The organism is Micromonospora peucetia (assembly GCF_900091625.1).
In the GTDB taxonomy this organism is placed as follows: Bacteria; Actinomycetota; Actinomycetes; order Mycobacteriales; family Micromonosporaceae; genus Micromonospora; species Micromonospora peucetia.
The window spans coordinates 2,379,248-2,393,878 of record NZ_FMIC01000002.1; the positions used below are offsets into that span (position 1 = coordinate 2,379,248).

Genomic DNA, 14,631 nt, shown 5'->3' on the forward strand with positions numbered 1-14,631 from the left:
GGTAATGGCACTGCTCGATGTGGACGACCTCTCCGTCACGTTCGCCCGGCGCGGTCAGCGCACCGTGCACGCCGTCGACGGGGTTTCCTTTTCCGTCGACGCGGGCGAGGTCGTCGGCCTGGTCGGTGAGTCCGGCTGCGGCAAGAGCGTCACCTCGCTGGCGATCATGGGCCTGCTGCCGAAGCAGCCGGGCCTGCGTGTCGGTGGCAAGGCGGTCTTCGACGGCACGGACCTGCTCCAGCTCGACGACCGGTCCCGGCGGGACATCCGCGGCCGGGACGTCGCGATGATCTTCCAGGATCCGCTCTCCTCGCTGAACCCGGTGATCCCGATCGGGTTGCAGGTCACCGAGGTGCTCACCCGGCACCGGGGGATGAAGGGCGCGGCGGCGGAGAAGGAGGCGGCGGCGCTGCTCGACCGGGTCGGCATCCCCGACCCGAAGCGACGGCTGAAGGAGTACCCGCACCAGCTCTCCGGCGGCATGCGCCAGCGCGCCCTGATCGCGATGGCGGTGGCCTGCAAGCCCCGGCTGCTGATCGCCGACGAGCCGACCACGGCGCTGGACGTCACCATCCAGGCGCAGATCCTGGAACTGCTCAAGGAACTGGTCCGGGACTCCGGCACGGCCCTGGTGATGATCACCCACGACCTGGGCGTGGTCGCCGGCCTCTGCGACACCATCAACGTGCTCTACGGCGGCCGGGTGGTGGAGACGGCCCGCCGTCGCCCGCTGTTCCGCGAGCCCCGGCACCCGTACACCGTGGGGCTGCTCGGCTCGGTGCCGCGCCTGGACGCCGTGCGTGGCGAACGGCTGAAGCCGATTCCCGGCTCGGTCCGCGACCTGCTGCCCTGGTCGGACGGCTGCGCCTTCGCGCCGCGCTGCACCCGGCGGGTCGACGAGTGCGTGGGAGAGCCACCCGCGCTGGTGCTCGCCCACGACGGTCGCAGCTACCGTTGCGTCAACCCGGCGCCGCTGCCTGGCGCCGTGCCCCCGCAGGCCGTCGACCCCACCGCCCCGGCGGCGGAGGTCCCGGCCGTAACCGCCCAGGCCAGCACCGCTCAGGCCAGCACCGCCGAGGCGGCGGACGCCCCGGCGGCGGAGGCAGCCGCGGGTCCGGTGCCCGCCCCGCGCGAGGAGGAGAAGCCGTGACCGAGAGCGACATCCTCGTCGAGGTCCGCGACCTGAAGGTGCACTTCCCGATCCGGCGGGGGCTGATCCTCGACCGGACGATCGGCCATGTGAAGGCCGTCGACGGCGTGGACCTGAACATCGTCCGCGGCAAGACGTACGGCCTGGTCGGCGAGTCCGGTTGTGGCAAGTCGACGCTGGGCCGGGCGCTGCTCCAGCTCACTCCGCCCACCGGCGGAGAGGTCAGGTTCGACGGCGTCGAGCTGACGAAGCTGTCGGCGGGCAAGCTGCGGGCGACGCGCCGCCGGATGCAGATGATCTTCCAGGATCCGATGTCGAGCCTGGACCCCCGGCAGAACGTCGAATCGATCCTCACCGAGGGGTTGCAGGCCCACGGCATCGGTGGCAACCGGGACGAGCGGCGGCGGATCATCGGCGAGACCCTGGACAAGGTCGGCCTGCCCCGCTGGGCGCTCTCCCGCTACCCGCACGAGTTCTCCGGCGGCCAGCGGCAGCGCATCGGCATCGCCCGGGCGCTGGTGCTCGGGCCCGACCTGATCGTCGCCGACGAACCGGTCTCGGCGCTCGACGTGTCGATCCAGGCCCAGGTGGTGAACCTGCTCGACGATCTCCAGGACACCCTCGGCCTGACCTACCTGGTGATCGCGCACGACCTCGCGGTGGTGCGGCACATCGCCGACACCGTCGGCGTGATGTACCTGGGCGCGCTGGTCGAGGAGGCGCCAGGCGACCAGCTCTACACCGAGCCGCTGCACCCGTACACCCGGGCGTTGATGTCGGCGGTGCCGGTGCCGGACCCGGACGTGGAGGACCGCCGGGAGCGCATCCTGCTCGCCGGTGACCTGCCCTCGCCAGCCAACCCGCCGTCGGGCTGCCGGTTCCACACCCGCTGCCCGTGGGCGCAGCCGACCCGCTGCGCCGACGAGCGTCCCGCGCTGCGGGAGATCGGCGGCAGCCGGGTCGCCTGCCACTTCGCCGAGCGGATCGCCAGCGGGGAACTGCGCCCGCACAAGGTCGACGTGCAGCTCACCCGCCCACTCGGCGAGGGCGACGAGCCGCACACCGTCTCCGCCCCCAGCGAGCCCGGCTCGTACGTCTGATCCGCGTCGCGGACGCGGCCCTCGTCGACGGGGGCCGCGTCCGGGCGGCCGGCGCGCGGCAGATGAGGGCGCCGGCCTTCGCGGCGGTGCGGGCCGGCGGCCTTCGCGGCGGTGCGGGCGTCAGCCCTCGGGGCGGTGCAGCAGGGCGACGGCGATGCCGTGCACCGCGTCCAACCCGGCCGCGTCGGCCAGCGCGACCCTGCCGCCGGTGACCGTGTACCACTCGTCGGCGTCCTTGTACTGCACCGTCAGCGTCAGCTGGCCGTCGGCGAAGCCGGTGCGCAGGGTCAGCTCGCCGGTGACCACACCGACCTCGTCGGTCATCACCCCGCCCGGGCCGGGCACGATGTCGGCCCTGCGCTCCCGCGCGGCGGTCGACGTGCCCCCGGCGTCGGCGGCCATGCCCGCCCCCGGCACCCCGGTGGTCGTGCCGGCCGCGCCGTCCGCCGTCATACCGGCCGTGGTCGGTCCGGTCGGCGCGCTGCCGGTGGCCGCCGCCTCGTCCTGCCCGGTGGCATCCGGTGTCTGCTCCGGGGCGGGGGTCGCCCCGGCCCCGGTCACGGCTTGCTCGCTCATCTGCAACCCTCCAGCATGTCGGTCAGGGCGGCCTTCTCGGCGGTGGTCACCGTGAGCCGCCAGTGGTGCTTGACCGTCACCCAGTTCTCGGCGTACTGGCACCAGTACGACCGGTTCGCCGGCTTCCACTGGGACGGATCCTGGTCACCCTTTGCCCGGTTGGAGGACGCGGAAACCGCGAAGAGCTGCGGCCGGTCCAGGTCGTTGGCGAACTCGCCGCGCTTCGCGTCGTCCCACTCGTCGGCACCCGAGCGCCAGGCGTTCGCCAGCGGCACCATGTGGTCGATGTCCACGTCGGAGGGGTCGGTGAGGGCCCGGCCGTCGTAGACGCTCTCCCAGCGGCCGTCGACCACGTTGCAACCGGAGAGGCGGATGTCCTCCCCGTCGCGTTTCAGCACGGTGTCACGTACGTCGCAGTTCTTGCCGGTGTCCCGCCAGTGCGGGAAGTGATTCCGGCTGTAGCCCTTCATCGACCCGGCGGTGGCCACGGTCAGCTGGGTCAGCTTCTGCCCGGCGCTGCCGCCACCACCGCTGCTCGGCGGGGTCTCCGGCTCGTCGGCGGCGACGCAACCGGCCGCGCCGAACGCCAGCGCCGCGGCGAGCGCGGCCGTCATCGCGGCGAGCGGTCCTGATCTGGTACGCACAGACGACACCTCTCCAGCTTGCGGGCTCCCGGCGATCCCGCACAGTACCCGGGCGTGGTTTCGGCGTTTCGTGGCATCTCTCATATCGTGCGGGGGCAGATTGGACGCCATGACCGAAACCACGCCCGCGCTCCGGCTCGGCACCGCCCACGGGCGGGGCACCCTGCTAGCGGCCGTCCTCGCTTCCGGCATGGTCTTCCTGGACACCACCGTGGTCAACGTGGCGCTGCCCCGCCTCGGTGCGGAGCTCGACGCCACCGTCGCCGGTCTTCAGTGGACGATCAACGGCTACCTGCTGATGCTCGCCGCCTTCGTCCTGCTCGGCGGCGCGCTCGGCGACCGCTTCGGGCGGCGACGGGTGTTCCTGATCGGGGTGGTCTGGTTCACCGTCGCGTCGCTGCTCTGCGGCCTGGCCCAGAGCACCGAGTGGCTGATCGCGGCCCGCTTCCTCCAGGGCGCCGGGGGCGCGCTGCTCACCCCGGGCTCGCTGTCGGTGCTCCAGGCCAGCTTCCATCCGGACGACCGGGGCCGTGCCATCGGCGCGTGGGCGGGGCTGTCCGGCGTCTCCACCGCGCTCGGCCCGTTCCTCGGCGGCTGGCTGATCGACGCGCTCTCCTGGCGGTGGATCTTCTTCCTCAACCTGCCGCTGGCCGTGCTGGTGGTACTGGCGGCACTGCGCTGGGTGCCGGAGAGCCGGGACGAGGCCGCGTCCCGCACCGGGGGGCCGGGGCATCGTCGCCGCCGGTTCGACGTGGCCGGCGCGCTGCTCGGCGCGCTTGCCCTGGCCGGCGTCACGTACGCGCTGATCGACGCCCCCGTCCGGGGCTTCGACTCGGTGCCGGTGCTCGCCGCCGTGCTGGCGGGCGTGGCCGGCGCGGTCGCCTTCGTGCTGGTCGAGCGGCGCCGCGGGGACACCGCGATGCTGCCCACCGGCCTGTTCCGCAGCCGGCTCTTCTCCGTGTTGAACCTCTTCACCGTGCTCGTCTACGCGGCGCTCGGCGGGTTCACCTTCTTCTTCGCCGTCTACCTGCAGAACGTGGTCGGCTGGTCGGCGCTGCTCACCGGGGTCGCGCTGCTGCCGATGACGGTGCTGCTGCTGGTCGGCTCGGCCCGGGCCGGCGCGCTGTCGGCGCGGATCGGGCCGCGGCTGCCGCTGACCGTCGGGCCGGTGGTCGCCGCCGCCGGGCTGGTGCTGCTACGGGGCGTCGGCACCGACGCGTCGTACTGGCGGGACGTGCTGCCGGGGGTGACGCTGTTCGGGATCGGGCTGACGTTGCTGGTGGCGCCGCTGACCGCGTCCGTGCTGGCCGCCGTCGACGACCGGTTCGCCGGCGTGGCGAGCGGCTTCAACAACGCCGCGTCCCGGGCGGGCGGCCTGCTGGCGGTGGCCGCGCTCCCGCTGCTCGTCGGGCTCTCCGGCGCCGGCTACGCGCAGCCGGCGGAGCTGACCGGCGCGTACCGGGGCGCGATGCTCTGGTGCGCCGGCCTGCTGCTGGCCGGGGCGGCGATGGCTGCCCTGCTCATCCACCGCCCCCCGAAGCGTCAGGAAGGGCACCCTGGCTGAGCAGGGTGCCCTTTACCTGTCAGTCAGGCGCGGGCGCGGTTGACGGCGCTCGTCACGGCCTTCACGGAGGCGGTGACGATGTTGGCGTCGGTGCCGACGCCCCAGACCGTACGACCGTCGACCTCGCACTCCACGTAGGCGGCGGCCTGCGCGTCCCCACCCGAGGAGAGCGCGTGCTCGTGGTAGTCGAGCACCCGTACCGCCACGCCCACCGACTGGAGCGCGTTGACGTACGCGTCGATCGGGCCGTTGCCGACCGCGGTCAGCGAGCGGGGCTCCCCGGCCAGGCCGACGCGGGCCTCGATCTCGACCTTGCCCTCGGCGGTGCCGATGGCGTACCCGTCCAGGGTGAGTGCCGGGTCGACCTGGTGGTCGAGCAGGTAGTGCCCGGCGAAGATCTCCCACATGGTGCCCGGGTCGACCTCGCCGCCGTCGTGGTCGGTCACCTGCTGGACCACGCCGGAGAACTCGATCTGGAGCCGGCGCGGCAGGTCGAGCTGGTGTTCGCTCTTCATGATGTACGCGACGCCGCCCTTGCCGGACTGCGAGTTGACCCGGATGACCGCCTCGTAGGTGCGGCCCAGGTCCTTCGGGTCGATCGGCAGGTAGGGCACCGCCCAGGTGTGCTGGTCGATCGGCACGCCGGCCGCCGCCGCGTCCTTGGCGAGCGCGTCGAAGCCCTTCTTGATCGCGTCCTGGTGCGAGCCGGAGAAGGCGGTGTAGACGAGGTCGCCCGCGTACGGGTGGCGCTCGTGCACCGGCAGTTGGTTGCAGTACTCGACGGCTCGCCGCACCTCGTCGATGTTCGAGAAGTCGATCATCGGGTCGACGCCCTGGGAGAAGAGGTTCAGCCCCAGCGTCACCAGGTCCACGTTGCCGGTGCGCTCGCCGTTGCCGAACAGGCAGCCCTCGACCCGGTCCGCGCCGGCCAGCAGCCCCAGCTCGGCGGCGGCGACGCCGGTGCCCCGGTCGTTGTGCGGGTGCAGGCTCAGCACCAGGCTGTCCCGCCGGGGCAGGTGCCGGTGCATCCACTCGATCGAGTCGGCGTAGACGTTCGGCATGGCCATCTCGACGGTGGCCGGCAGGTTGATGATCAGCTTGTGGTCCGGGGTCGGGTCGACCGCCTCGATGACCTTGGCGCAGACCTCCAGCGCGTACTCCAGCTCGGTGCCCGTGTAGGACTCGGGCGAGTACTCGTAGTGGATGTCCGTGTCCGGGGTGTGGATCTCCGCGTACTTGCGGCAGAGCCGCGCGCCCTGGGTGGCGATGTCGGCGATGCCGTCGCGGTCCAGCCCGAAGACCACCCGACGTTGGAGGGTGGAGGTCGAGTTGTAGAAGTGCACGATCGCCCGCCGCGCGCCGCGCAGCGACTCGAAGGTCCGGTCGATCAGGTGCTCCCGGCACTGGGTGAGCACCTGGATCGTGACGTCCTCGGGGATCAGGTCCTGCTCGATGAGCTGCCGTACGAAGTCGTAGTCGGTCTGGCTGGCCGAGGGGAAGCCGACCTCGATCTCCTTGTAGCCCATCTGCACCAGCAGCTGGAACATCCGGCGCTTGCGCTCCGGCGACATCGGGTCGATCAGCGCCTGGTTGCCGTCGCGCAGGTCCACCGCGCACCAGCGCGGCGCGGCCTCGACGTGCCGGGTCGGCCAGGTGCGGTCGGGCAGGTCGATCCGGAACTGCTGCTGGTACGGCTGGTAGCGGTGGTACGGCATCCGGCTGGGGCGCTGCCGGGCGATCGGGTCGGTCTCAGCGTCGGTGACGGGTTGAGCCATGACGGAGTGCTCCCTGGAACATGTGGCGTCAGCAATCGGAAGGTGTCGGCCTGGTGCCGGGCGACGGTGCCCTGGGCGGTTGCCGATGGGAAGTTCGGATGTGCTGGACGGCGCGGTTCGACTCCGCGACGAGGTGCCGGCCTTCAGGCCTCGTCGCGGCAGCGAAGGAGGAGGTACGCCTGCCACATGACCAGGCAACCCTACGTGGTGGGCCGGGGTGCGGGAAGGTCGGTCCGGACTATGAGACGGATCTCGCAACCTGGCTGGTCAGCAGTAGTTCGGCCGGGGGGAGGCGGCGGCGCAGGCCGGCCTCCGAGCGGAGCAGGTCGGCGGGGAGGCTGAGCGGGTCGCCGAGTTGCCCGACGGCCGCCACCACGTGCGGCCGTACGTCCACCGGCAGGTCGAGGTCGGCGGCCAGGCCGGCGCGGTCGAGGTCGCGCAGCTGGCGTACGTACAGGCCGAGCGCCGTGGCCTGCACGGTGAGGTGGGCGACCGCCTGACCCAGGTCGTACGCGTGTCCGACCGGCCCGGCGCGGTGGGCGCAGAGCAGCAGGGCGGAGGCGCGCTGCGCCCACCGCTGGTCGGGTTCCGGCAGGTTGACCAGGATCCGCTTGAACGTCTCGTCGTCGCGGTGCCCGAGCGCGAACCGCCACGGCTGGGCGTTGTCGGCCGAGGGTGCCCAGCGGGCCGCCTCCAGCAGCGCGGACGCGTCCTCCCGGGACAGCTCCGCCACCGGGTCGAAGGACCGGGGGCTCCAGCGGAAGGCGAGCAGCGGGGTGAGGTTGGCCATAGGAGGAGTGTCCCGTAAGGGCGATTAGGCTCTTAAGGGCAGGATGTCCGAATGTGGCGAACGGCACCCGTAACGTCACCCATGGTCAGAGCGTTCCCGCGCTCGGGCTCGTGGCCGGCTCCGCGGTCGGCTCCGGCGACGCCGTGCCGAGCGGCTCGGCGTCGACCACCGGCCCCGCCAACTGCACGGTGGCCGGGGCCGGCGCGGGCGTCCCGGCGATGATCAGCGTGCCGAAGGCGGTACGCACCGCCGTGGGCGTGCCGTCCGGGCCGTAGCAGTAGATCCCCACGTCCAGGGGCGCGTTGATGGACGCCGAGGTGGTCTCGACCGAGTAGCAGGCGCCGGAGGCGCCCGGTGGCGGCTGGGCGGGCGACACGGCGAGCGGGGCCCGCCGGTCGGTCAGCACGCCGAGCCAGTCGGTGAACGGGTGCTGCACCCGGGGGTCGAGCCGGCGGGGCACGGCCTCGTCGGGGTCGCCGAGGCGTACGCAGGTCGCCGGCTCGGGCCGGGCGGCGGACGGCAGGGCGCACTGGAACAGCCCGTCGGCGGTGACGGCGAACGAGACGTCGACCGTGCCGCCGAGCGCGCCGCCCGGCACGTCGACCCGCCAGCTGCCGTCGTTCGCGCTGGTCACCAGGATCGTCCGGTCCGGGGACCCGGGGGTGCGCAGCGTGTAGCTGGCGACCAGGTGCCGGTCCTGCGCGGCGGCGGCCAGCGCGGCCAGCTCGTCGCGCGCCGCGTCCATCCCCGCCGGTGCCGGTGTCGCGGTCGGCGTGGGTCGGGTGGCCGGCTGGTCGGCGGTGCAGGCGGCGAGGAGCGCCGGCAGGGCGAACGCGAGCGGACCGGCGAGGCGGCGGACCGGACGCACCGGAGTGCGCTCGGGATTCGCGGCGGGGCCGGCCGGGTGTGGATGGGCGTGCACCGGGCCATTCTGCGGCCCGGAGACGACGCGCGGGGGCCCCGCCGCGCGCGGCGTCCCGGCGTGTCGCGCACCACCCTGGCCGGGCGGCCGGGCCGGATCGTGGGATCACCCGACCCGGCCGGACCGGCCGACCGATACCCTGGATGCGTCTGACACGCGCCGCCGGCCCCGATCCGGCGGCGTCGGCACGCTCAGGGTCGTCGCTGGAGGGAGCGCACCGTCGTGGCACTCGTGGTGCAGAAGTACGGCGGATCCTCCGTCGCCAACGCGGAGCGGATCAAGCGGGTGGCCGAGCGCATCGTCGCCGCCCGCAAGGCCGGCGACGACGTCGTCGTGGTGGTCTCCGCCATGGGGGACTCGACCGACGAACTGCTCGACCTGGCCAACCAGGTCAGCCCGCTGCCGCCGGGCCGCGAGCTGGACATGCTGCTCACCGCGGGGGAGCGGATCTCCATGGCGCTGCTCGCCATGGCCATCCACAACCTGGGGTACGAGGCCCGCTCGTTCACCGGCTCGCAGGCCGGTGTGATCACCACGTCGGTGCACGGCCGGGCGCGGATCATCGACGTCACGCCGGGCCGGCTCAAGGGCGCGCTCGACGAGGGCGCGGTGGTCATCGTCGCCGGTTTCCAGGGTGTCTCGCAGGACACCAAGGACGTCACGACGCTGGGGCGGGGCGGCTCCGACACCACTGCCGTGGCGCTCGCCGCAGCGCTGCACGCCGACGTCTGCGAGATCTACACCGATGTCGACGGCGTCTTCACCGCCGACCCGCGTATCGTTCCGAACGCACGGCACATCACCCAGATCACCTACGAGGAGATGCTGGAGCTGGCCGCCTGCGGCGCCAAGATCCTGCACCTGCGCAGCGTGGAGTACGCCCGCCGGGCGGGCTTGCCGATCCACGTCCGTTCGTCATACTCGACCAACACCGGCACGATGGTCACCGGATCGATGGAGGACCTTCCTGTGGAGCAAGCACTGATCACCGGGGTCGCCCACGACCGCAGCGAAGCCAAGATCACGATCGTCGGGGTGCCCGACGAGCCGGGCGCCGCCGCGCGGATCTTCGACACCGTGGCCGGCGCCGAGATCAACCTCGACATGATCGTGCAGAACGTCTCCACCGAGGGCACCGGACGCACGGACATCTCCTTCACGCTGCCCAAGGCCGACGGACCCACGGCCATGACCGCCCTCAGCAAGATCCAGGAGTCGGTCAAGTTCAAGGGCCTGCTCTACGACGACCACGTCGGCAAGGTTTCGCTGATCGGGGCCGGCATGCGCTCGCACCCCGGCGTCGCGGCCGGCTTCTTCGCCGCCCTCGGCGCGGCCGGGGTGAACATCGAGATGATCTCCACCTCGGAGATCCGGGTCTCCGTGGTCTGCCGCGACACCGACCTGGACGCCGCCGTGCGCGCCATCCACGAGGCCTTCGACCTCGGCGGCGACACCGAGGCCGTCGTCTACGGCGGGACGGGACGGTAGCGACCGTGGCGCCGCTGCCCACCCTGGCCGTGGTCGGCGCGACCGGTGCCGTCGGCACGGTGATGTGCGAGCTGCTCAGCGGCCGGAAGAACGTCTGGGGCGAGATCCGGCTGCTCGCCTCCGAACGCTCGGTCGGGCGGCGGCTGCGCTGCCGGGGCGAGGAGTTGACCGTCCAGGCGCTGACCCCGGAGGCGTTCGACGGCGTCGACGTGGCGATGTTCGACGTCCCGGACGAGGTCTCCGCGCGGTGGGCGCCGATCGCGGTCGGTCGCGGGGCCGTCGCGGTGGACAACTCCGGTGCCTTCCGGATGGACCGCGACGTCCCGCTGGTGGTGCCGGAGATCAACCCCGAGCAGGTACGCAACCGCCCGAAGGGCATCATCGCCAACGCCAACTGCACCACCCTCGCGATGATCATCGCCATCGCCCCGCTGCACCGCGAGTACGGGCTGCGCGAACTGGTGCTCGCCTCCTACCAGGCAGCCTCCGGTGCCGGCCAGAACGGCGTGGACACCCTGCACGCCCAGCTCACCAAGATCGCGGGGGACCGGGTGCTCGGCACCCGCCCCGGCGACGTACGCCAGGCGGTCGGCGACGAGGTGGGCCCGTTCCCCGCGCCGCTGGCGCTCAACGTGGTGCCCTGGGCCGGCTCCCTGGTCGACGCGGGATGGTCGTCCGAGGAGATGAAGCTGCGCAACGAGTCGCGCAAGATCCTCGGGCTGCCCGACCTGAAGGTCTCCGCCACCTGCGTACGGGTGCCGGTGGTGACCGGCCACTCCGTCGCGGTGCACGCGGTCTTCGCCACCGAGGTGGACGCCGAGGGCGCCCGCGAGGTGCTGCGGAACGCGCCCGGGGTGATCCTGGTCGACGATCCCGCCGCCGGCGAGTTCCCGATGCCCATCGACGCGGTCGGCACCGACCCCTCCTGGGTGGGCCGGATCCGCCGCGCCGTCGACGACCCCCGCGCCCTGGACTTCTTCGTCACCGGCGACAACCTTCGCAAGGGCGCCGCCCTCAACACGGCCCAGATAGCCGAACTCCTCGCCAAGGAACAAACCCCCCGCTAAACCCTCCCCACCCTCGCTCCTCCCCCTCTCGCTGCGCGCCTGTGCTGCGTGCCCTGCGCCCGTGCTGCGTGCCCTGCGCCCGTTCCCGTGCCCTGCGCCCGTTCCCGTGCCCCCGTGCCCCGTGCCCCGCACGTGCGCCTGCGATCTTGCACTTTCTGCCCCGTCAAAGCGGGGCAAAGTGCGCATATCAGGGGCCGAAACTGCAAGATCGCGGGGCGCGGTGCGGGCAGGGCAGGGTGCGGGGCGGGCAGGGCAGGGTGCGGTGCGGGCAGGGCAGGGCGGGGCGCGGTGCGGGCAGGGCAGGGTGCGGGGCGGGCAGGGCAGGGCAGGGCGCGGTGCGGGCAGGGCAGGGCGGGGCGCGGTGCGGGCAGGGCAGGGTGCGGGAGGCGAGTGTGGGGCGCGGGGTGTGGGGTGCAGGGGCGCGGGTGCGGGTGCGGGGTGGGGGCCGGGGTGGCGTGGGTGGGGTGTCAGGCGGGGGCTAGGCGGACGCCGTCGCGGCCGTGTTGTTTTACCGCGTAGAGCGCCTGGTCGGCGCGGCGTAGCGTGGCCTCGGGGGACTCGCTGGGGCGGGGGAGGGCCACCCCGACGCTGATCGTGCGGCCGATCTGCCTTGCCGCCTCGGCCAGGCGCTCGGCGATCCGGACCGCCTCTTCGGGGCGGCTCACCTCGATCACCGCCACGAACTCGTCGCCGCCGACCCGGTAGAGCTCGTCGCCGTGGCGCAGCGCCGCCTCCAGGGCTCGGGCCAGCCGGACCAGCACGCGGTCGCCGGCCTGGTGGCCGTACGTGTCGTTGACGGTCTTGAAGCCGTCCACGTCGACCGCCAGCAGGGCGGTACGCCCCGGGGTGGCTGCCGCGATCCGTTGACCGAACGGTCCCGTGTGCCGTAGGCCGGTCAGCGGGTCCGAGTTGGCCTGCTCGCGGAGCCGGGCCAGGGTGCGCAGCCGGTCCAGGCAGCTCCAGGCCTGGCCGGCGAGCAACTCCAGCAGGTTGACGGTGGTCGGGTCGGGGCGCAGCAGTCGTTCGTCGGCGACCAGCAGCACCCCGCCATTGTCGGGCGGGCCGACCGGCACTGCGACGAGGGTGCGTACCCCGGCCCGGGTCAGCGGTCGGTGGTCGGGGATCGGCGGGTGTCCCGCCTCGCCGAGTGTGTAGCCCACGCCGTGACGGTGGGCCCGGTTGACCAGGCGGTCCAGCGCGGCCGGGCCCGCCTCGGTCAGTTCCGCCCGGACGCGGGCCTCCAGTTCGTCCGGGGTGGCCGGCGGTGTGCCCAGGCGGGGCCCGTCCGGACCGGTGAGCACCAGCACCGCCGCGGAGAGGGTGGAAACGTCCCGGGCCGCGGCGATCGCGGCGGCGAACAGGTCCCACTCCGTCGACGCGGAGCTCAGCGCGGCGGCGTGCCGGAGGAGTTTCTCGCTGCGGCTCTCCTCCGGTGGTCCGCCGAGCGCCACGATCCGGGCGCCGAGCCGGGCTGCCAGCCGCTCGGCGGTGTCGCGCCACGGGGCCAGGTCGGTCGGGCCGCACCACTGGAGGTCCAGCACGCCGATGGGTCGACCCGCCGGGTCCAGCACCGGTACGCACACCTCGGTGGTGACGTCGGGGCGTACCGGGATGTAGTCGGGGTCGTCGGCGACGTCGGGTACGACGGCGGTCTCGCCGGAGGCGTACACCCGGCCAACGATCCCGGTCTTCGGCGGCACGGTGGAGAAGACCTGCCAGGAGCCGGTGGCGGCGACGCAGCGGAGCCGGTCGTGGACCTGGAGCAGGACGGAGATGGTGGCCGGCGCGTGCCGGGCGAGCGTGGCGACGGTCCACTGGCAGGCCTCGACGACAGTCGACGCCATGGGGAGGCGGACCGTGACGTCACGGATGACTCGCTCGTGATCCACTCGGCACGTCGTTCCAGGTAGGGAGGGCTGCGACCGGCGGGCGGGCCCGCGATCAAGAGTACTCAGCGGGGCGTCGGAGTGCCTGTGCGCAAGATCATCCATTCCTTCGTACACATGTGCTATCCACAGGCTGTGGACAGGGCCTGTGGGTTCGGCGGGCCGCACGCCGGGGCTCGCGGCGATAGCGTGGGGGTCCCGGTCGAGTGGAGGCACCGATGCTCATCGCCCAGCTCAGTGATCCGCATCTGACCACCGGCGTGCTCGCCGCCGAGCCGGCCGCCGGCCTGCACCGCGCCCTCGGTCGGGTGCTGGCGCTGAACCCCCGGCCCGACTGCGTGGTCATCACCGGCGACTTGGTCGACCGTGGCCGCCCCGACGAGTACGCGACGCTGCGCGAGATCATCGGTCGGTTCCCGCTGCCGGTGCACCTGGTCGCCGGCAACCACGACGACCGGGAGTCGCTGCTGGACGCGTTCGGCGGCACGCTGTGGCTCGGCGGCGGTTTCTCGGCGTTTTACCACGTGGACCATCCGGAGGCGACGGTCGTGGTGCTGGATTCCCTGATGCCGGGCAGCAGCGCCGGCTGTCTCGGCGAGGACCAGCTCGGCTGGCTGGACGGGGTGCTGGCCGGCCGGCCCGAGGTCCCGGCGGTGGTCTGCCTGCACCACCCGCCGGCACCGGTCGGCATTCCGGCCGTCGACGACCTTCGGCTCACCGACGGCGACCAGCTCGCCGAGGTGGTCGCCCGGCATCCGCACGTCGTCCGGGTGATCGCCGGGCACGTCCACCGCGCGGTCACGGTGACCTTCGCCGGCACGGTGCTCACCACCGCGCCGAGCACCTGGCGGCAGAGTTCGCTCACCACCAGCGCAGACGAGCAGATCGGCTGGGTCGCCGAGCCGACCGGCTTCCTGCTGCACCAGGTCGCCGGGAACGGCTGTGCCACGCACCTGGTGCAGGTCAGCCACGCCGCCGGCATGACCTGCGGATTCTGACCGCGCACGGGGACCCGCCGGCCGTGCCGGGCGAGGTCTGGTATGTCGCGTACGGGTCGAACATGCACGCCGCCAGGCTCGGCTTCTACCTGGCCGGGGGCTGCCCGCCCGGCGGACTGCGGACGTACCCGGGCTGCCGCGATCCGCGACCCCCGAGGCGTACGGTGCCGGTGTCGCTGCCCGGCGGCGTCTACTTCGCCGGCGAGTCCCGGGCGTGGACCGGCGGGATGGCGTTCTACGACCCGGCCCTTCCCGGCGAGGCGGCGGCCCGGGCCTACCTGCTCGACGTCGGGCAGTTCGCCGACGTGGCCGCCCAGGAGATGTACCGGGAGCCCGGCGCCGATCTCGGCCTGATCGCCGAGGCAGTCGACACCGGGAGGGCCACCCTCGGCCCCGGCCGGTACGAGACCCTCCTCTGCCCCGGCCGGCTCGACGGGCTCCCGCTGCTGACCTTCACCGCTCCGTGGGCGGCGTCCGAGGTGCGGTGGCGCGCTCCTGCCCCGGCCTACCTCCGCATGATCGCCCGTGGCCTGCGCGAGTCGCACGGCTGGGACACCGGCCGGATCGCCGCCTATCTGGGCGACCGGCCGGGGGTGGCCGGCGGATGGGAACGGCACGCGCTGGAGCCGCTGGTGCGTCAGGCCGTTGCGGGCTGAGCCACGCCGCGACCG

At 73.2% G+C, this 14,631-nt stretch carries 13 protein-coding genes; 7 read left to right on the forward strand and 6 right to left on the reverse strand.

What is annotated here, in order from left to right; all coding sequences use genetic code 11:
- The first annotated feature begins 4 nt into the window (after positions 1 to 4).
- Together GA0070608_RS11135 and GA0070608_RS11140 are read left to right on the forward strand one after the other, a co-directional pair.
- Complete coding sequence (locus tag GA0070608_RS11135; protein ID WP_091626283.1) at positions 5 to 1,150, forward strand: ABC transporter ATP-binding protein; 1,146 nt, start codon at positions 5 to 7, stop codon at positions 1,148 to 1,150.
- On the forward strand, positions 1,147 to 2,250 hold the full coding sequence (locus GA0070608_RS11140; RefSeq protein ID WP_091626288.1) for an ABC transporter ATP-binding protein: 1,104 nt from the start codon (positions 1,147 to 1,149) through the stop codon (positions 2,248 to 2,250). Before GA0070608_RS11135 ends, GA0070608_RS11140 begins: the two co-directional genes overlap by 4 nt.
- Before the next feature lie 120 nt (positions 2,251 to 2,370).
- On the opposite strand, the gene GA0070608_RS11145 is transcribed toward GA0070608_RS11140, so the two are convergent.
- Complete coding sequence (locus GA0070608_RS11145; RefSeq protein WP_091626293.1) at positions 2,371 to 2,826, reverse strand: hypothetical protein; 456 nt, start codon at positions 2,824 to 2,826, stop codon at positions 2,371 to 2,373.
- The gene (locus GA0070608_RS11150; RefSeq protein ID WP_176733953.1) at positions 2,823 to 3,440 is read right to left on the reverse strand and encodes an HNH endonuclease family protein; all 618 of its coding nucleotides are present in this window, start codon (positions 3,438 to 3,440) and stop codon (positions 2,823 to 2,825) included. The genes GA0070608_RS11145 and GA0070608_RS11150 overlap by 4 nt, the downstream gene beginning before the upstream one ends.
- A gap of 139 nt (positions 3,441 to 3,579) precedes the next feature.
- Between GA0070608_RS11150 and GA0070608_RS11155 the strand changes: the two genes are divergently transcribed.
- Positions 3,580 to 5,034, forward strand: a complete 1,455-nt coding sequence (locus GA0070608_RS11155; protein ID WP_091626300.1) for an MFS transporter — start codon at positions 3,580 to 3,582, stop codon at positions 5,032 to 5,034.
- A gap of 23 nt (positions 5,035 to 5,057) precedes the next feature.
- Here GA0070608_RS11155 and leuA read toward each other — a convergent pair whose 3' ends face one another.
- The 3 genes from leuA to GA0070608_RS11170 form a co-directional block, all read right to left on the reverse strand.
- Positions 5,058 to 6,809, reverse strand: a complete 1,752-nt coding sequence (leuA, locus tag GA0070608_RS11160; protein WP_091626303.1) for a 2-isopropylmalate synthase — start codon at positions 6,807 to 6,809, stop codon at positions 5,058 to 5,060.
- A gap of 238 nt (positions 6,810 to 7,047) precedes the next feature.
- Entirely contained in the window at positions 7,048 to 7,599 is a 552-nt protein-coding gene (locus GA0070608_RS11165) for a nitroreductase family protein (protein ID WP_091626306.1), read from the reverse strand.
- An 85-nt stretch (positions 7,600 to 7,684) separates the two neighbouring features.
- The gene (locus GA0070608_RS11170) at positions 7,685 to 8,521 is read right to left on the reverse strand and encodes a hypothetical protein (protein ID WP_245715770.1); all 837 of its coding nucleotides are present in this window, start codon (positions 8,519 to 8,521) and stop codon (positions 7,685 to 7,687) included.
- Between the two features lie 222 nt (positions 8,522 to 8,743).
- Here GA0070608_RS11170 and GA0070608_RS11175 point away from each other — a divergent pair, with 222 nt between their 5' ends.
- Positions 8,744 to 10,009, forward strand: coding sequence for an aspartate kinase (locus tag GA0070608_RS11175; RefSeq protein ID WP_091626316.1), 1,266 nt, complete (start codon positions 8,744 to 8,746; stop codon positions 10,007 to 10,009).
- A 5-nt stretch (positions 10,010 to 10,014) separates the two neighbouring features.
- Entirely contained in the window at positions 10,015 to 11,076 is a 1,062-nt protein-coding gene (locus tag GA0070608_RS11180; RefSeq protein ID WP_091626319.1) for an aspartate-semialdehyde dehydrogenase, read from the forward strand.
- A 467-nt stretch (positions 11,077 to 11,543) separates the two neighbouring features.
- Here GA0070608_RS11180 and GA0070608_RS11185 read toward each other — a convergent pair whose 3' ends face one another.
- On the reverse strand, positions 11,544 to 12,965 hold the full coding sequence (locus tag GA0070608_RS11185) for a GGDEF domain-containing protein (RefSeq protein ID WP_091626322.1): 1,422 nt from the start codon (positions 12,963 to 12,965) through the stop codon (positions 11,544 to 11,546).
- Between the two features lie 215 nt (positions 12,966 to 13,180).
- Here GA0070608_RS11185 and GA0070608_RS11190 point away from each other — a divergent pair, with 215 nt between their 5' ends.
- Together GA0070608_RS11190 and GA0070608_RS11195 are read left to right on the forward strand one after the other, a co-directional pair.
- Entirely contained in the window at positions 13,181 to 13,960 is a 780-nt protein-coding gene (locus GA0070608_RS11190) for a phosphodiesterase (protein ID WP_091626326.1), read from the forward strand.
- Positions 13,961 to 13,983: 23 nt separating this feature from the next.
- Entirely contained in the window at positions 13,984 to 14,616 is a 633-nt protein-coding gene (locus GA0070608_RS11195) for a histone deacetylase (RefSeq protein WP_245715771.1), read from the forward strand.
- The last annotated feature ends 15 nt before the right edge of the window (positions 14,617 to 14,631 follow it).

Excerpts from the sequence above, each read along its gene's own strand:
- GA0070608_RS11155 (WP_091626300.1), top strand. The coding sequence starts at position 3,580 with ATGACCGAAACCACGCCCGCGCTCCGGCTCGGCACCGCCCACGGGCGG.
- GA0070608_RS11165 (WP_091626306.1), bottom strand. The coding sequence starts at position 7,599 with ATGGCCAACCTCACCCCGCTGCTCGCCTTCCGCTGGAGCCCCCGGTCC.
- GA0070608_RS11145 (WP_091626293.1), bottom strand. The coding sequence starts at position 2,826 with ATGAGCGAGCAAGCCGTGACCGGGGCCGGGGCGACCCCCGCCCCGGAG.
- leuA (WP_091626303.1), bottom strand. The coding sequence starts at position 6,809 with ATGGCTCAACCCGTCACCGACGCTGAGACCGACCCGATCGCCCGGCAG.
- GA0070608_RS11190 (WP_091626326.1), top strand. The coding sequence starts at position 13,181 with ATGCTCATCGCCCAGCTCAGTGATCCGCATCTGACCACCGGCGTGCTC.
- GA0070608_RS11150 (WP_176733953.1), bottom strand. The coding sequence starts at position 3,440 with ATGACGGCCGCGCTCGCCGCGGCGCTGGCGTTCGGCGCGGCCGGTTGC.
- GA0070608_RS11135 (WP_091626283.1), top strand. The coding sequence starts at position 5 with ATGGCACTGCTCGATGTGGACGACCTCTCCGTCACGTTCGCCCGGCGC.